We start from the raw sequence: 16,724 nt of genomic DNA on the forward strand, positions 1-16,724 counted from the left end.
GTCAGTCCCAGGTGAGCTCCAGCTCGCCGCGGCGGCCGTTCAGGCGCAGCTCGAGGCATTGCGTGGGCACCGAGAGGTTGAACTCGGGATGGTGGGTGCTGTCGCGCAGCGTCGCGACGCCGCCGCGCGCCTGCCAACGGACGGCCTGCCCGCCGGGCAGGCGCAGGCGCCCCGTGTCCCCGCCGCCGGCTTCGACGACGACGTGCGGATGGAACAGGTAGCGCGCCACGGCGTCGCGGCACGATCCTTCGACCTGGTCGACCACCCGCAAGCCGTCGGATCGCAGCTGCCACGAGCGCCGATGCACCGGGCGTCCGGGCAGCCGGCGGTAGCCGTCGTGGGCGCAGGCCAGGCTGGGCGCTGCGGCGTCGGCGGCCAGCGCCTTGCCGAACGGCCGCGCGCGGCGGGCGACGCGGAAGCTGCTCCAGACCTCGGACGAGTCGGCGCCGTCGATCTGCAGCGTGTTGTGGGCCGCCGTGCCGCGCTGGCGGAGGCGCTCCGGCGAGACGTCGTAGCGCGACGTGCCGGTGTCGACGAGCAGTCGCTGCCCATGCAGCGACAGCTCGAACGAGAGGGTGTCGGCATGCGCATGGCCCGGGATGTAGTCGGGGCCCACCAGGCCGACATCCGCCAGCAGCACGGCCGGACCACACTGGAGGCGCACATAGCCCGAGTCCGGCAGGTCGATCGCGGGTGACGCCTCGATGCCGTCATCGGGCATCAGCCCGAGCGACTGCGCTGCCGCCTGCAGGTCGGCCCCGCGAGGCGCGATGCCGAACGCCGCGTCGTTGAAGAGCGCGATGTCGCCGTCGGGATGGGTGAGCACGCGCAGCCAGCGCAGCATGCGCGGCAGCGCCTCGCGCCATGCCGATACGGCGGACGGCGGCAGCACGCCGGGCAGCGCTTGATCCAGCGCGAGCAGCTCCAGCAGGTCGGCCAGGATCACGGCGTGGTACATCGGGCTGCGCTCGAAGTGTCCACCGTCGGGCAGCACCTGCTCGCGCAGCTCGCGCTGCAGCAGCCGCAGGCCCGCCGCACGCCAGCGATCGGGTTCGGGGCCCTCGAAGAAGACGCCGGCGAACACCAGCGCCTTGGCGTTGGCCCACAGGTGGTTGCCGAGCAGGTGGTGTTCGAGTCGGCTGCCGAGCCAGCGCACCTGCGTCGCCAGGCTTTGCAGGCACTGCGCGGGCATCGTGTTGCCGGCCGCGGCCCAGCGGATCCAGTTGACGATGCGCAGCGAGCAGGGGTAGGGTTCCCAGCCGCTGCCTGACGCCGGAGGGTTCTCGCGCACCCAGCGCAGCAGCCAGTCGCGGTGCCAGTCGCGACGGTTCTCGGCGCCCGCGGCCACCAGGTCGTCGAAGTAGTGCAGGTTGTAGCGCCACAGCTTGGCCACCGATGCATCGTCCCATCCGGCCATCGTGTCCAGGTCGCGTTCCTCGTTGAGAAAGCGGAACACCCAGGGTCGCAGCAGCGAGGGCGGTTTCATGACGAGCGCGGCCATCGATCGGGCAGCCGCGCGCGGTGCCGGCGCCGGGCGCATGTCGACCGCCGGCCGGTGCAGCCTGAACCAGATGCGCCCATAGACCTGCACCGGCCGCAGGTGGCGCAGCGTGTGCCACCAGCGCAGCGCGCGCGAGCTCATCCGGCGGCGGCGCCCAGCAGACGCTCGAGCGTGGCGACGATGCGTTCGCCGCTGCGGCCGTCCCAGCGCTGCGGCGTGCCGCCGCGCTTCCATTGCCCCTCGAACAGCCGCTGCAGCGCAGGCCCGATGGACGCCGGATCGGTGCCGAGCAGCTCGTTGGTTCCCACGGTCACCGTTTCGGGACGCTCGGTGGTGTCGCGCAGCGTCATGCACGGAATGCCGAGCACGGTGGCCTCCTCGGTGATGCCGCCCGAGTCGGTGATGACCGCCTTGGCGTGCTTCACCAGGTAGTTGAATTCGAGGTAGGGCTGCGGCTCGACCAGCTGCAGCCCCGCGGGCAGGCCGGACACATCCTTCAGCGTCTTGGCGGTGCGCGGGTGAACCGGGAAGACCACCGGCAGCCCGCGGCTGTGCGCGCCGATCGCCTGCAGCAGGGCGCGCAGCTGCGTTTCGCTGTCGACGTTGGCCGGGCGGTGCAGCGTCATCACGAGGTAGTGCCCGGCATGCAGGCCCATCTCGTGCCAGAAGGGCGGCGGACGCAGCCGTTCCAGGTTGGCCAGCAGCGTGTCGATCATCGTGTTGCCGACGAAGAAGATGCGGTCGTCCGCGACGCCGCTGCGGCGCAGGTGCGCATTGGCGAACTCGCTGGTCGTGAAGAAGTGGTTGGTGATCGCGTCCGTGACCATGCGGTTGATCTCTTCCGGCATGGTCCAGTCGCCGCTGCGGATGCCGGCCTCGACGTGGGCCACGGGAACGCACAGCTTCTGCGCGGTGATGGCGCAGGCCATCGTCGACGTGACGTCGCCCACCACGAGGCACAAGTCGCTGCGCTCGGCGAGCAGAAGCGCTTCGTAGCGCGTCATGATGGCCGCCGTCTGCTCGGCCTGCGTGCCGGAGCCGACCTCGAGGTTGACGTCCGGCGCCGGGATGCCCAGCTGCTCGAAGAAGTCGCCCGACATGCGAGCGTCGTAGTGCTGCCCGGTGTGCACCAGCCGGTAGCGCAGCCGCCCGCCCGCCGCGCGGCGTGCTTCGATCGCCCGGATGATCGGCGCGATCTTGGCGAAGTTGGGGCGAGCGCCCGCGATGATGTCGATGCGCATCAGTGGTCCTTTGCGAGTTCGATGGCCACGCGGCTCACTTCGAGCACCTCGTCGAGCGCGATGGGAGCCGGGCCGCCGGTCTCGATGGCGCGGACGAAGGCGGCGGCACATGCCGACTGTCCCTTGTCCTGGCGCCACAGATTCAGCTTCGTGAAGCCCGGCCAGCCGTGGCCGCAGAGGCGGCGGAAGTTGTCCAGCTGCAGCACCCGTCCGGCCGCGAACACCTCCAGCCGCTCCTTCGGGAACGCCTTGGAGCCGTTGGCGAAGTAGTGCACCGTGCCGATGGAGCCGTCCTCGAAGGCGAGCTGCAGCGTCGCGGTGTCGGCGGTGGGACTGTCCATGCCGGTGCGATGCCAGCGCACCAGCGGGCTGCCCGCCAGGTGGCGCAGCAGGTCGATGAAGTGGCAGGCCTCGCCGACGATGCGCCCGCCGCCCGCCTCCGGGTCCTGTGTCCAGTGGCCGGCAGGAATGGCGCCCGCGTTGACCGTCATCACGAAGGCCTTGGGGCCGGGGACGGCGGCCAGCAGGCTCTTGATCTTCACGACCTGCGGCGCGAAGCGGCGGTTGAACCCGACCATCAGCAGCCGAGAGGAGGCGCGAGCGGCGCGCTCGACCTGCGCCAGCTCGTCGAGCGTCAGGCACAGCGGCTTCTCGACGAAGACATGCTTGTCCGCCGCCAGCGCGCGCAGCACCAGGCCGGCGTGGCTGTCGTGCCGGGTGGTGATCACCAGCGCATTCGTCGCCGCGTCGGCGAAGAGACGCTCGGTGTCGGTGGTGCATTCCTCGAAGCCGAACTTGCGGCCGGCATGCACGCTGCTGATGCCCGCAGCCGAAGCGACGCCGCGCAGCCTGGCGCCGGCGGTCTTGAACGCAGGGATGAGGACCGCGGTCGCGTAGTTGCCCGAGCCGATGAAGCTCACGACGCCGCCGCTGCCCGCGGCACGCGCGGCGGGCGCCAGCGGCACGGTGCGTTCGGTGACGGAGCGGCCCGGCTCCACCGGGTACTCCAGCAGGATGCCCAGCGAGGGCTCGGATCCGGCGACCACCTCGTAGGCGGCGGCCGCCTCGGCGACGGCGAAGCGGTGCGTGACCAGGTCGGCCACGCCGATGCGGCGGTCGGCCAGCATGTCCAGCACCGCCTCGAAGTTGCGCTGCTCGGTCCAGCGGACGAAGCCCACCGGATAGTCCTGGCCCTTTTCCTCGTAGCTGGGGTCGTAGCGGCCGGGGCCGTAGGAGCACGACACCTGGAAGCTCAACTCCTTCTCGTAGAAGTCGGCGCGCGACAGCGCGAGGCCCGTCACGCCCACCAGCACGATGCGCCCGCGCTTGCGGCACATCTGCGCCGCCTGGTGGACGGGCTCGTTGCTCTGCGTCGACGCCGTGATCAGCACCGCGTCGACGCCGCGCCCGCGCGAGAACGCCTGCGCCGCCGCCAGCGGGTCGACACCGGCGCCGAGGTCGACCACCTCGGCACCCAGGGCCCGGGCACGCTCCAGCCGGGCGGCATCCATGTCGAGGCCGAGGACGCGACAGCCGTGCGCGCGCAGCAGCTGGACGGCCACCAGCCCGATCAGGCCGAGCCCCGTCACCACGACGGTCTCGCCGAGCGTCGGCTGCACGAGGCGGATGCCTTGCAGCGCGATCGCGCCGAGCACCGTGAACGCCGCCTCGTCGTCGCTGACGCCATCGGGCACCCTGGCGCACAGATTGGCCGGCACGCTCACCGCCTCGGCATGCTTGCCGTTGGAGGCGACGCGGTCGCCTACCTCGAAGCCGCTGACGCCGGGTCCGACGTCGACGACGATGCCCACGTTGCAATAGCCGAGCGGCAGCGGCTGGTCCAGCTTGTTGCGCACGGCCTCCAGCGTGGGGCCGATTCCGTCGGTGCGGACCTTGTCCAGCACCATCCGGACCTTGTCGGGCTGCTGGCGCGCCTTGTCGATCCAGCCCGCCCGTCCGAAATCGACCAGCATGCGCTCGGTGCCCGCCGAGACCAGGGTGCGCGTGGTGCGGATCAGCAGATGGCCACGGCGCGGCGCCGGGCAGGGGACGTCGGCGACGCTCGTCTCGCCGGTCTTGAGGTTTTGCAGCAGTTGCTTCACAGGATGTCGATTTCCCGGGCGAGCGCCGCCCGGCCTTGTTCGAGAGAGAAGGTGGACTCGCGCTGGCGCCTCTTGACCATGTCGGTGATGTGCAGCATGAGCAGCGTCGACAGAACGACTTCCTGCCAGTCGCGCGATTCCTCGCGAAACGGCTGCAGGATGGCGCCTCGATGGCCCACGTCCTTCGGCCAGAAGCGCCGCCGCAGCAGCCGCGAGCCGCGCCAGAGCGTGAGGCGTCGGAAGTCGTCGATCTTGCAGGTGGTCTCGCCGTGCTGCAGGCAGATCGTCTCGTTGATGCCCTCGAACGGCTCGCTGCGCGAGGTGAGCATCACGGTGAAGATGTCGCCCCGGTCGCTGGCGATGGTGATCGCGAGATTGTCGTCGGGTTCCTCGGGATCGGCCCAGGCGAGCGTGACGTGCAGGAGGTCGGGCAGGCTGCGCCAGGCCCAGATGTGCACCATGAGGTCCAGCCAGTGCCCGACGTTGCCGCAGATGCGCGTGCCTTCGTCGGGACGCCGGTACCAGTGGTCGGCGGCGAGCCGGTGGCCAGACACGAAGCACTGCACCGAGAAGCCGCCCGCGGGGTCGATGCCGATCTCGCCGCGCAGCAGCCGCACGGCAGCCGAGAACGGTCGGTTGTAGCCGGCGAAGACGCGTCCGCGGGCATCGCGCACGGCGCGCAGCAGCGTCACCAGCTGAGCATGGCTCACCGCCACGGGCTTCTCGACGTAGACGTCGAGGCCGCGGGCCAGCGCCTGCACGGCATAGTCGGCGTGCGAGGCGTGATTCGACGCGATGTAGACGATGCGCACGCCCGGATCGGCGATGAGCTCGTCGAAGCTGGCCGGCATGAGCGGCACGCCCATCGCCCGTGCGAGCGTCGACTGCGCGCGCGGATCGATGTCGTAGCAGGCGCGGATGCGCCGCCCGAAGGCCGACTGCAGGAAGTAGCCGATCGTCGCGAAGCCGAACTGACCGCAGCCGACCAGGGCGATGTCCGGCTCGGCACGGCGCAGCGACCAGGCCGGCAGCGGCAGGCGCAGCCGGCCGGCCGCCTTGAACAGGGTTCGTCCGGCGCCGTAGATGGAGACGAAGCGCAGGAACTTCAGGGCGGCGTTCATGGCGCGGCCACCCGCTGCGGGGCCGGCCGTCGCAGCCGCCGCGCGATCGCCACGGCGATCATGTCGAGGAACAGCCAGCGCACCCGCAGCCTTCCCCGCCAGCCGAGGCCCTGTCGGGGAGTCACGTTGGCGCCGTGCAGGCGGTAGCGCACCAGCGGCAGGTTCAGGAAGTGCACCGAGCCGCCGACGCCGGCGGCCACCGTGAGCCAATGGTCGTGCGCATACGCGCTCGCCGGGAACGGCAGCAGCACGTCGAGCAGCTCGCGCCGAAACGCGGCGCCGCAGCCGAAGACCTGGCAGCGCACGAGCTGGCGCAACAGGAAGCCGGCGCGTCCCTGCGGGCCCTCGCGCAGCGGGTTCCACAGCGGCGAGAGCGTGCGTCCCTCGGCGTCCATCGTGCTCAGCGCATGGTGCACGAGCTGCAGGCGCGGGTTCTCCTGGAAGCAGCGCTTCACCTCCCGCACCTTGTCCGCGCGCCACTCGTCGTCCTGGTCGGACAGGAAGATGAGGTCGCCCGTGGCCGCTGCGATCGCGCGCTCGAAGTTGCGCACATGGCCGACGTTGTGGGTGAAGGTGCGCAGCGTCACGCGCGGATCGCCGATGCCGGCCACCACCTCGCGCGTGCGGTCGCGCGAGCCGTCGTCGCAGACGATCAGCTCGTCCTGCGGCGAGAGCTGCGCGAGGATGCTGCGCAGCTGCTCGGCGATGTAGCGCTCGCCGTTGTAGGCGGCCAGGCACACGCTGACCTTCATGACCTGCGCAGCCCCAGCAGCGTCTTGGCGCGGTGGTAGGCCGGATGTGCCGCCAGCACGGCCAGCAGCTTGAGGCGGGTGGTGCGCCCCAGCAGGTAGTCGATGGCGAACTTCTGGCTCAGCGTCTGCAGGCCGCCCGACACGCCGCTCATGACGTCGATCACCGCGATGGTCGTGTCCGCGCTGGTGCAGCGCACCGTGCCCGAGCTGACCAGCGTCATGAAGAACATGTAGTCGGCGGTGGTGAAGCCGCGCACGCTCACATAGCCGCCGAATCGCTGGTGCAGCGAGCGGCTGTAGAGCACCGCCTGATGGTTGAAGATGCCGGCCTCGAGCGACGGGCGGCAGGGGGTGCGACGGTCGCCGTTCTCGCGTTCCCAGCGTCCGAACACCGCCTGCTCGGTGCCGGGCACCAGCGCTCGCGCTGCCGACGAGAGCGCGTCGGGGGCGGCGAAGCGGTCGCCGCAGTTCATGAACAGCAGGTAATCGCCCGACGCCAGCGCGACGGCCTTGTTCATCGCGTCGTAGATGCCGCGGTCGCGTTCCGAGACGAAGACGTCGATCGCGCTGCCGTAGCGTTTGATGATGTCCTGAGTGCCGTCGCTCGACTGTCCGTCGACCACCACGACCTCCAGGTTCGGGTGGTCCTGGGCCAGCGTCGAATCGAGCGTGCGGGCGATCTCCCGCGCGCCGTTGTAGACGACGGTGACGACGCTGATGCGGGGCGTCGACGCGGTGGGGGAGGTCTCGGTCATGGGGTCACGCCCGCGCGGTGAAGTAGTAGCCGTCGTCCAGGGCGAACGCCCGGTAGACGGGGTTGTCGTAGACCGGGCTGTGGTGGAAGCGGATCGGCAGCAGCTTGAGCCCGGCACCGTGGATCAGCCTGGCCATGGCACGCCGACCCAGCATGTTCAGGTGCTCGTCGACTTCGCCGAAGATGTTGAGCTGCGGCGCGTTCACCCGGGTTCTCACCCAAGACAGCGAGCCCAGCGCCTTGCGCAGCCAGTCCATCGGCGGGATCGCGACCACCAGCAGGCCCGATGGCGCCAGCAAGCGCCTCGCATTGCGCAGGAAGCCGGCGGGGTCGGGCACGTGCTCGAGCACGTTGTCGACGAGGATGAAGTCGTACTCGCCCTGCCGGCTGTCGTCGAGATAGCCGCCGACGACGGCGAGGCCGCGCTCGTGGGCATGGCGCACCAGCGAGCGGTTCGGCTCGAGCCCCTGGCTGGTCCAGCCCTGTTGCTGGGCCACTTCGAGCGAGAACCCCATGCCCGCTCCGATGTCGAGGAACCGGCCGGGCTTGGCCAGCGCCTGCACCTGTGCGAACACACGCTGGTAGCGCCGCTTGATCGCCTCCGCATACCCGAGGTAGTAGGCGGTCAGGTCGACGTCGTCGTAGTTGACCGGCCCACCGTCGGTGAAGTAGGCGTCGCACCGCCGGCAGCGGAAGACCGGGACGGTCACGCCCTGGTGACGCTGCGAGTGCAGGTCGAAGACGTGTCGGGTGGCGCCGCCGCAGATGCGGCAGCTCATGGAATCAGGGGGCGAATGGTGGAGGGCGGTCGGCATGACAGTGGGAATCACGACAGGAAGCTGCGCAGCATCGCCGCCATCGGCCGCAGGTTCGCGAAGTTCTCCGCGGTGGCGAAGGTGGCCACCTTGTAGAGCAGCATCACGTTCAGGACGGCGACCATCGCCAGTCCGGTGCGGCCGCGCAGCATGGAGTAGGCGATGAGGCCCGGTGCCACCGAGTGGACCATCAGCGTCGTGCGCAGCGAGGCAAGCGGAATGGGCAGCAGCAGCACGTGGACCACCGCGGCGATCCAGGGCACCGCAAGCCAGGGCACGACCTGCGCCGGCGGCCTGAAGCGACAGGCGACCAGCGCCACCAGCGAGACCGCCCCGAGCAGCCCGATCATGCGCATCGATGCGATGTCGGCCTCGGTGTACTCCTGGAGGTTGTCGACGTAGTAGGCGAGTTTCTCGGCGATCGCCGCGGGGACGATGTCGAACGCCGCGAGCAGCTGCCAGAAGAAGGCGCGGAACAGCAGCGCCACCGCCACGATGGTGATCCAGCCGCGCGGCCCGCGCCGGGCGAGCTGGTACAGCGCGTAGAAGGGCAGGGCCGTCAGGTGGAAGCTGGTCGCCAGCCCGAGCCACAGCCAGCGTGCACGCCCGTGCGCGGTGAAGGCGTACAGCAGCACGACGAGCGCCAGGAACTGGCGCGACAGCTGGGTCGCGAAGTACAGGTTGAGCAGCAGGATGCAGGCGCCCATCAGCGCGGGATCGGTCCATCCGCGCTCCGCGTAGAAGGTCTTCTCCACCCACGCGACCAGCAGCAGCGCACTGGTCAGCGCCATGCAGAACATCAGGCCGTTGGGGGTGAGGGCGGGAAGCAGCATCGCCCACAGCAGGCTCAGCAGCGGAAGCGCGACCTCGATCCCGCCGCCGAATGCGAACAGCGAGTCGATCTCGCCCCCTGCCAGGCTTTGATAGACGGCGTAGTAGAAGTCGACATCGTTGGGCGCGTCCGGATCGATCGGGCGGGCACCCATGATCATCGACATGGCGATCGATGCCGCGACGGCCAGCGTGAGACGGGTGGCGCGCGAGGTGCCGGCCGGCAGGTTGACCAGCAGCAGGCCGGCCAGCGCGAGCGACGCCAGCGGATAGGCCAGGAGCAGGGCGCACGTCACTGCGCACAGCAGCGACACCAGGTCCGCCGGCAGGTGCCGGGGACGCCGATGCGCCGCGTCGTGCGCAAGAGTGGCCGGGGTGCTCATTCAGTACTTGCGGAAGTTGAGCTGGTGGAAGCGCCACAGCTGCTGGTACACGCCGCTGAAGGCGCGGCGCAGCAGCTTGTACAGGCCCAGGCGCTGGCTCTGCGGCCGCGCGGCGAAGCCCAGCCGCTCTAGCTGGGCGATCGCGGCCTTGAGATCCGCGATGTACGGCTCGTAGACGTTCTGCAGCGTGGCGCTGGGAAGCGCGTAGATCGTTCCGAGGTCGAAGCGCCGCCCCGGCGCGATGCGCAGGCCGTGGAAGTGGAAGAAGACGGCCTGGCTGTAGGGGAAGCGCGTCGCGTTCCACGGCGCCTGCGCCCACTCCTGCTGCCGCAGCACATGCACCAGCCCCTTGAAGCGCGAGGGCCAGTCGTCGAGGTATTTCTGGTCGCCGAACTTGCCGTCCTCGAAGCGCGCGTAGCACCACTCGATGCAGCGATCCTCCCACCACTGACGTACCGGCTCGCCCCCATGGCGCGAGAAGGTCATGAACTGCACGCAGTACTGGCCCGACTTGGCCGACTGGTCGTATTCCGGCGCGTAGCCGTGATCGGTGATCAGCACCTGCGCGCCCGAGGCCTCGAGCTCCGCGAACAGCGGCGCGGGGTCCTTGCGCATGCAGAGGTCCGCGTCGACGTAGGTGACGCGCTGCACCGACGGATCGGCCTCGAAGACGAAGCGCGGCGCGAACGGCGTGAGCGTCCAGCAGTACTCGCCGCGACTGCGCTGCGCCTTCACCGTGCGCAGGGAGGGCGTCTCCAGCGCCGAGAGCTTCATCGGCGTGCAGGCCGGCAGCGCCAGGCGCGTCAGCAGGTCGTGGGCCTGGTCATCGACGCACAGGGCCCACAGGCGGAACGCCGGGACGTGGCGTTGCATCGACGCATGCAGCGCGAGCGCCTGCGGCAGGTAGGTGCTGTCGAACAGCGTGACGAAGTGCTCCATCAGCGAAACGCGTTGACCGCTTCGACGACGCGCGCCACGTCGGCGTCGCTCATCTGCGGATGGCAGGGAATGGACAGGCAGGCGGCCGCATGCGCCTCGGCATGCGGCAGGCCGAGCGGATCGCGGCGCAGCTCGGCGCAGGGCGCCTGCCGGTGCACCGGCACCGGGTAGTGGATGAGCGTCTGCACGCCGTGCGCGGCCAGGTGCTCGGCAAGCTGCGCGCGCGCCGTGCAGGTGACGACGTAGAGATGGTGCACGTGCGACTTCGGCTGCTGCGGCCGCGCCAGCAGCCCGACACGCGGGTTGTCGATGGCGGCGTCGTAGCGCGCGGCGATGGTGCGACGGCGCTCGGTGAAGCGGTCCAGCCACTGCAGCCGCTCCAGCAGGAGCGCGGCCTGCAGCTCGTCGAGGCGGCTGTTCATGCCCAGCTCGGGATGCACGTAGCGCTCGCTCTGGCCGTAGTTGCGCAGCCGCGCGACACGCGCGGCGAGAGGGTCGGACTGCGTGACCAGGGCGCCGCCGTCGCCGATGGCGCCGAGGTTCTTGGTGGGATAGAAGCTGTAGGCGCCGGCGGTGCCGAGGCTGCCGGCGGCCTGGCCGTCCCACTGTGCCAGGTGCGACTGGGCGCAGTCCTCGATCAGGTGGATGCCCGCCTCGCGGCACAACGACAGCCACGCGGGCATGTCGCGCATCTGCCCGTACAGGTGCACCAGCACGACGGCGCGCGTGCGCTCGGACAGGCAGCGCCGAACGCTGTCGGGGGACATCAGTCCGCTCTCGGGGTCGATGTCGGCCAGCACCGGCGTCGCCCCGGCGCGCAGCACGGCCAGCACCGTCGCGAAGGCCGTCATCGGCGTGGTGACGACCTCGCTGCCCGGGCCGATGTCCAGCCCGCGCAGCGCGAGCTCGATCGCGTCCATGCCGTTGGCCACGCCCGCGCAATGGCGGGTGCCGCAGGCAGCGGCCCAGCGCTGCTCGAACGCCTTGACCTCGTTGCCGAGCACGTACCAGCCCGAAGCGAACACGCGCGCGGCGGCGGCCGACATGGCGGCGTGGAGCTCGGGCGGCTCGGCCTTGAAATCGTTCATCAGGATCATCAGGTGGCTTCCCAGTAGTGCCGGCCGTGGGCCTTGAAATACTCGATGGTTCGGATCAGGCCGTTGCGCAGGTCGACCTGCGGCGTCCAGCCGAGCTCGCGCTGGATGAGCGAGAAGTCGCTGTAGTAGTCGCCGATGTCGATCGCCTTGCGCTCGGGCGGAAACGGCACCACCTCGAAGCGCCCGCCGGGAACGAGGCCGGTCATCATGAGCGCCAGGTCCTTCAGCGAGACGACTTCGGCGCTGCCCAGGTTGTAGATGCGGCCCACCGCCACGTCGTCCGTCGCGGCGCGCAGCAGGGCGTCGACGCAGTCGTCGACATAGTTGAAGTCGCGCAGCTGCGTGCCGTCGCCGAACACCTTGATGGGGCTGCCTTCGATGAGCTGGCGAACCCAGATCCCGAGGAAGGTCTGCCGGGCGTCCTTGACCCGCATGCCGGGGCCGTACGTGTTGGTGAGCCGCAGCACGCTGGACCGGATGCCGTGGACCTGGCTGTAGAGCAGGTGGTAGCCCTCGCCGGCGAACTTGTTGATGCCGTTCACGTCCACCGGCCGGATGGGGTGCTTCTCGTCGACCGGCAGGTAGTCGGGGCGGCCGTAGAGCTGCCGCGTGCTCGCGAACACCAGCCGGACGTCGCGGTTGACGCGGCGGCAGGCCTCGAGGATGGACAGCTGCGCCGAGGCGTTGATGTCCAGGTCGGTCTGCGGATCGGTCATCGAGTCGAGGTGGCTGGTCTGGCCCGCCAGGTTGAACAAGTAGTCCTTGTTCTGCACCAGGTACTCCATCGCGAACCGGTCGCGCACGTCGCAGACGTTGACCGTGACCTGCGAGCGGATGTCCGCGATGTTCTGCAGGTGGCCGCCATACAGCGGGATCAGGCTGTCGACCAGCGTGATCTGGGCGCCCAGCTCCACCAGCCGGCGCGCCAGGTTCGAGCCGATGAAGCCGAGGCCGCCGGTGATGAGCACGCGGGCTCCGCGAAAGTTGTCCATCAGAGTCTTTCTGCGACGACGAGTTGGTCGAGGAACAGGTCGGGATTCTTCGGCAGCACGGCACCGAGCACCAGGCCGAGCAGCGACAGCGGGCCCAGCAGGCCGGCGGTCACCAGCAGGTTGACCGACGTGAAGCGTGTGCGGGTGACCTTGAACAGGTAGGCGTTCACCAGCTGGAACAGCATGGAGGCGTCGGCCAGCAGCTTGCGGTGGCTCAACACGCGGAATCCGTGCTGCTCGAGCAAGGCCTTGAGGCCGAAGCTGGAATAGCGGGCGTAGTCGTAGGGCTGCTCATGCTCGTCCCAGACGAAGGGCACGGTCAGCAGCAGCCGGCCGCCGCGGTCCAGTACGCGGTGGATCTCGCCGACGAATTCGGCGGGGTTGAAGACATGCTCGAGCACCTGATTGCACAGCACTGCGCGGAACTGCGAATTCTGGAACGGAAACCGGTGTCCGTCGTAGTAGGCGTCGGCGATGCCGCGCAGGCGCGCCGTCTCGCTATCGATGTCGAGTCCGACATAGCTGTCGGTGGCGAACAGCGTGCGGTACGGCTTGGTGCCGCAGCCCACGTCGAGCAGGGGTCCGTGCAGTTCGCGGCCGGCAGCGGCGATCTCGCGCCAGAGCACGCGCCGGGCGAGGAAAAACGGATTGAGGAAGGCGCCCAGCAGGCCGGGATTGAACTGCTGGCTGCCGAGGTAGCGGCGAAGGGCGGTCTTCATGACTGGCGTTCCAGGATGAGGCCGCGGAATTCGAACGGCAGGCCGTCCTCGGTGCGCGCCGTGCCCTCTGGGCACGGGAAGTCGCAGACCAGCCGCCAGTCGCGCGACAGCCCGTGCAGCAGACGCTCGCGCGACAGGATCCAGCAGGGATAGCTCGCCTCGTAGATGTGGCTGGGCACGTGCTGGACGCAGAGGCGGTCGGCCGGCTCCCCGCTCAGCGGCGTGCGGTCGACGACGAGGTGGCGGGCCGACGAGGCGGCAAAGTCGCGCAGCACGGCGGCCGGGTCGGGCAGGTACTGCAGCACGCTGGAGGCCAGGATCACCGGCGCGCCCTCGGCCTGCGGCACGTCGTGCAGGGAGCCGGCGAAGCGCAACTCGGCCGTGCCGAACTCCGCCTGCCCGGCGGCGACGAACGAGGCTTGCTCGACGACGCACCAGCCGATGCTGGTCAGTCCGTCGAGCAGCGGCCGGCACTGGCGGTAGGTGCTGCCCAGCGATCCGCCGAAGTCGATCACGTTCAGGCGGCCGTTGTCGGCCGCGGCGGCGCGCAGCAGCGCCGTGAGCATGGCGAAGGGGTAGTCGGGCTCGTCGAACAGAACGCCGTCGCGCTCGTAGCGCGCCCGGCCCGAGACGACGTCGCGCGTGGCCTGCACCACGCGCGCCAGGATGCCGTCGGCGTCGTATCCGCCGGACATGAGCGTGGCCTCGTGCCAGTCGGCGGGCCGCCCGGCGAAGCGCAGCGTGCGTCCCGACCAGCGATGAAGCAGGCTGACCAGCACCGGCGGCGCCAGCGCCCGTGCCACGCTGCGCGCGCTCATGCCTCGACCCTCAGGAGGCGGCGGACGGATCCGCGCACGCGCGCGCGCCAGGATCGCTGACCGGCCAGGAAGCGCGCGAACGCGGCCCGGGCCGGCTCGCAGGGCTCCACCGGGATGCCGCCGACCGCCACCGGCCGCGTGGTGGGGGCACGCGACATCGCGTCGCTGGTCTCGCAGTGCGTGCCGCTGGAGTCGTTGCCGATGTTCTCGACCAGGCTGCGCCCGGGGTACAGCGTCAGCAGGCCGCGCAGGTAACACGCGGCGTGCCAGCGGATCGCCCACGAGCTGTTGCGGCCGGCGATCTGGTCGGCCAGCATCGCGGCGTACGGGTAGCTGCCGTCGAGGTCGAACGCGCGGGTCAGGCGGCGGCGGCGCAGCTCGGCCAGCAGCTTCGCGCCGTCGGGCTCGAAGTGCTTCCATGCGCGCGCCCATGTCGCCCATCCCCAGCAGTCGGCGCCCTGCAGGAAGAAGGTGTCGGGCAAGGGTTCGGGGGTCGGGTACGAGTAGCCGTGCACGCTCGCCACGCGCGGATCGTCGGCGTAGTGGGCCAGCGCATCGTTCATGTAGCGCAGGAAGTGCGGCGAGACGACGAGATCGTCCTCGAGCACGATGACCGCGTCGAAGCGGTTGAGCTGGTCCGCGACGCCGCGCATGACCGACGCGGCGAGGCCGCGGTTGGCCGGCGCCGCATCGACCGTCACCGAGGCGAATCCGGTGATGCCGGCGGCATAGCGGCGCACCGCCTCGACCGCGGCCTGCTCGTCCGGACGGCGTGCGCCGTCGCAGTACAGCGTGAGCGCGGAATGCGGGGCTTCGGGGCAGGCGGCGAGCGATTCGACCGCGCGCCGCAGGTGTTCGACCCGGTTGAACGCGAACATCGCGATCGGTGCCATGGGCTTCGAGCTCATGCCGGCGCCCTCTCCGGCACCGCCGGCGAAGGCGCGGGCGATGCCTGCTGCCCCAGCGACAGCACGACGTCCGCCGAACCAGCCAGCGCATCGTCGTGCGTGATGAAGATCAGGACACCCTCGCGCATGAACTCGCGCAGGTTCGCCACCACCAGCTCGCGCGTGCGCCCGTCCAGCGCGCTGGTGGCTTCGTCGAGGATGAGCACCTGCGGCTCGCGGATCAGTGCGCGCGCGATGCCGAGGCGCTGGCGCTGTCCGCCGGAGAGGTTCGCGCCCTGGTATTCGAACGGCGCCGACAGCCCGCCGGGCAGCGCGCGCACGTGCTGCTCGAGATCGACCAGGCGCAGCGCCTTCCACAGCGTGTCGTCGTCGCACTGCCTGCCCAGCAGCAGGTTCTCGCGCACGCTGGTGGAGAAGATGCGTGCCTGCTGTTCGACCAGGATCACGTGCTGGCGCAGCGCGGCGAGGCTGCCGTGTCCGCCGTTGACGAGCACCGCGCCGCGGTCCGGGCTGATCAGGCCGAGCAGGATGTCGGCCAGCGTCGACTTGCCTGAGCCGGAAGGACCCACGATGGCGACCGTCTTGCCCGGAAGGAACGCGAAGTCGAGGCCGTCGAGCACCTTGTGCCCGGGACGGTATCCGTACTCCAGCCCGCGCAGCTCGACGGTGTTGACTGCCGCCGCCGGCGCCGCCGGGGCGTGCGACTCGAGATGCGGCGGTGCATTGACCAGCTCGTCGATGTCCGTGGCCGCGCGCAGGTCCATCAGCATCACCGACGCGTGGTTCACCGTGGCGCCCAGCGACACGAACAGGCGCATCAGCAGCAGCGTCACGGCGAAGAAGTAGGTCGCGGTGATGTCGCCGGCACGTTGCGAACCGGGCCACAGCACGACGACGCCGATCAGCAGCGCGATGATGGCCGGCATGAACTTGATGCTGCTCTTGACCGCATCGATCTCGAACAGCATGCGCACATAGCGGCCGATCTGGTCCGCGTAGCTGCGCAGGAAGAAGGGCTCCGATGCCATCGAGCGGATCGACCGCAGGCCGTTGAGCGCCTCGATGTAGCCCGTGCTCGTTTCACGCGCCAGCGCGACCGAGCGGGCGTTGATGCGCATCAGCGCGCGAAATCCCATGCCGACGAGGACCGCGCACGCCGCCAGGAACCCGACGGTGGCCCAGAACGCCTGCGCCGAGAAGAGGTACAGCAGGCCGAACCCGGCCAGCGCCGACATCAGCGAGGCGAGCGCCTGCGACGCCGTGTTGATGATGGTGCCGGCGCGAAACGTGTCGTCGCCGGCCAGCGTGATGTAGTAGCCGATCGAGCGCCGGTAGATCAGCGGCATGGGCTCGTCCATCAGCACGCGGGCGAAGGTGCGCTCGCTCAGGTGCCGGTGCACCTGCTTGGCCAGCCAGTTGGTCAGCAGCACGTGCACGTAGCCCAGCACGGTGCGCAAGGCGAGCAGCAGCAGGAAGAGCCAGAGCCAGGTCACCGCCACGGGCTCGAGCTGCAGCTGCTGCGCCACGGCGCTCCAGAAGCGCACCACCGCGCCGCCGCCGGACTTCGCCCCCGCGCCGTCGGACAGCGGGATCATGAGGCTGAACACGGCGTATTCGAGCGCGAGCAGCACCAGCGCCAGCAGCAGCGCCCAGCGCGCGAGCCGGAAGCGCTTCAGCACGTAGCCCAGGAAGCGGGGAAAGTGCCGAAGCGCGGTCAGCAGCGTGGGTCGGCCGAGGGTGGGGTCGGACAT

At 70.1% G+C, this 16,724-nt stretch carries 15 protein-coding genes; all 15 read right to left on the bottom strand.

Annotated features, from left to right (window positions below; all coding sequences use genetic code 11):
• Nucleotide 1: 1 nt before the first annotated feature.
• Genes P7V53_RS06015 through P7V53_RS06085 form a run of 15 tightly spaced genes read right to left on the bottom strand, consistent with a single transcriptional unit; the run spans nucleotide 2 to nucleotide 16,724 of the window.
• Nucleotides 2-1,642 (bottom strand): alginate lyase family protein, encoded by a 1,641-nt coding sequence (locus P7V53_RS06015; protein WP_280154570.1) that lies wholly within the window; start codon nucleotides 1,640-1,642, stop codon nucleotides 2-4.
• A complete protein-coding gene (wecB, locus tag P7V53_RS06020; protein ID WP_280154571.1) occupies nucleotides 1,639-2,742 on the bottom strand; it encodes a UDP-N-acetylglucosamine 2-epimerase (non-hydrolyzing) in 1,104 nt (367 codons plus the stop codon). Before wecB ends, P7V53_RS06015 begins: the two co-directional genes overlap by 4 nt.
• Nucleotides 2,742-4,844 (bottom strand): bi-domain-containing oxidoreductase, encoded by a 2,103-nt coding sequence (locus P7V53_RS06025; protein WP_280154572.1) that lies wholly within the window; start codon nucleotides 4,842-4,844, stop codon nucleotides 2,742-2,744. Before P7V53_RS06025 ends, wecB begins: the two co-directional genes overlap by 1 nt.
• The gene (locus P7V53_RS06030; protein WP_280154573.1) at nucleotides 4,841-5,965 is read right to left on the bottom strand and encodes a Gfo/Idh/MocA family oxidoreductase; all 1,125 of its coding nucleotides are present in this window, start codon (nucleotides 5,963-5,965) and stop codon (nucleotides 4,841-4,843) included. Before P7V53_RS06030 ends, P7V53_RS06025 begins: the two co-directional genes overlap by 4 nt.
• Nucleotides 5,962-6,717 (bottom strand): glycosyltransferase family 2 protein, encoded by a 756-nt coding sequence (locus tag P7V53_RS06035; RefSeq protein ID WP_280154574.1) that lies wholly within the window; start codon nucleotides 6,715-6,717, stop codon nucleotides 5,962-5,964. The genes P7V53_RS06030 and P7V53_RS06035 overlap by 4 nt, the downstream gene beginning before the upstream one ends.
• A complete protein-coding gene (locus P7V53_RS06040) occupies nucleotides 6,714-7,472 on the bottom strand; it encodes a glycosyltransferase family 2 protein (RefSeq protein ID WP_280154575.1) in 759 nt (252 codons plus the stop codon). Before P7V53_RS06040 ends, P7V53_RS06035 begins: the two co-directional genes overlap by 4 nt.
• A 4-nt stretch (nucleotides 7,473-7,476) precedes the next feature.
• Nucleotides 7,477-8,250, bottom strand: a complete 774-nt coding sequence (locus tag P7V53_RS06045) for a class I SAM-dependent methyltransferase (RefSeq protein ID WP_280154576.1) — start codon at nucleotides 8,248-8,250, stop codon at nucleotides 7,477-7,479.
• Nucleotides 8,251-8,297: 47 nt separating this feature from the next.
• Entirely contained in the window at nucleotides 8,298-9,500 is a 1,203-nt protein-coding gene (locus tag P7V53_RS06050; protein WP_280154577.1) for an EpsG family protein, read from the bottom strand.
• Nucleotides 9,501-10,439 carry a hypothetical protein gene (locus tag P7V53_RS06055; RefSeq protein WP_280154578.1) on the bottom strand — a complete coding sequence of 313 codons (939 nt, stop codon included), beginning with the start codon at nucleotides 10,437-10,439 and terminating at the stop codon, nucleotides 9,501-9,503. It abuts the gene before it with no gap.
• Nucleotides 10,439-11,527 carry a DegT/DnrJ/EryC1/StrS family aminotransferase gene (locus P7V53_RS06060; RefSeq protein WP_280154579.1) on the bottom strand — a complete coding sequence of 363 codons (1,089 nt, stop codon included), beginning with the start codon at nucleotides 11,525-11,527 and terminating at the stop codon, nucleotides 10,439-10,441. Before P7V53_RS06060 ends, P7V53_RS06055 begins: the two co-directional genes overlap by 1 nt.
• A gap of 8 nt (nucleotides 11,528-11,535) precedes the next feature.
• Complete coding sequence (locus tag P7V53_RS06065; protein ID WP_280154580.1) at nucleotides 11,536-12,528, bottom strand: NAD-dependent epimerase/dehydratase family protein; 993 nt, start codon at nucleotides 12,526-12,528, stop codon at nucleotides 11,536-11,538.
• The gene (locus P7V53_RS06070) at nucleotides 12,528-13,247 is read right to left on the bottom strand and encodes a class I SAM-dependent methyltransferase (RefSeq protein WP_280154581.1); all 720 of its coding nucleotides are present in this window, start codon (nucleotides 13,245-13,247) and stop codon (nucleotides 12,528-12,530) included. Before P7V53_RS06070 ends, P7V53_RS06065 begins: the two co-directional genes overlap by 1 nt.
• Nucleotides 13,244-14,065 carry a methyltransferase, TIGR04325 family gene (locus P7V53_RS06075; RefSeq protein WP_280154582.1) on the bottom strand — a complete coding sequence of 274 codons (822 nt, stop codon included), beginning with the start codon at nucleotides 14,063-14,065 and terminating at the stop codon, nucleotides 13,244-13,246. The genes P7V53_RS06070 and P7V53_RS06075 overlap by 4 nt, the downstream gene beginning before the upstream one ends.
• Entirely contained in the window at nucleotides 14,062-14,973 is a 912-nt protein-coding gene (locus P7V53_RS06080) for a glycosyltransferase (protein WP_280154583.1), read from the bottom strand. Before P7V53_RS06080 ends, P7V53_RS06075 begins: the two co-directional genes overlap by 4 nt.
• Nucleotides 14,970-16,724, bottom strand: a complete 1,755-nt coding sequence (locus P7V53_RS06085) for an ATP-binding cassette domain-containing protein (RefSeq protein WP_280154584.1) — start codon at nucleotides 16,722-16,724, stop codon at nucleotides 14,970-14,972. Before P7V53_RS06085 ends, P7V53_RS06080 begins: the two co-directional genes overlap by 4 nt.

It is taken from the genome of Piscinibacter sp. XHJ-5, from assembly GCF_029855045.1.
Lineage (GTDB): Bacteria > Pseudomonadota > Gammaproteobacteria > Burkholderiales > Burkholderiaceae_C > Albitalea.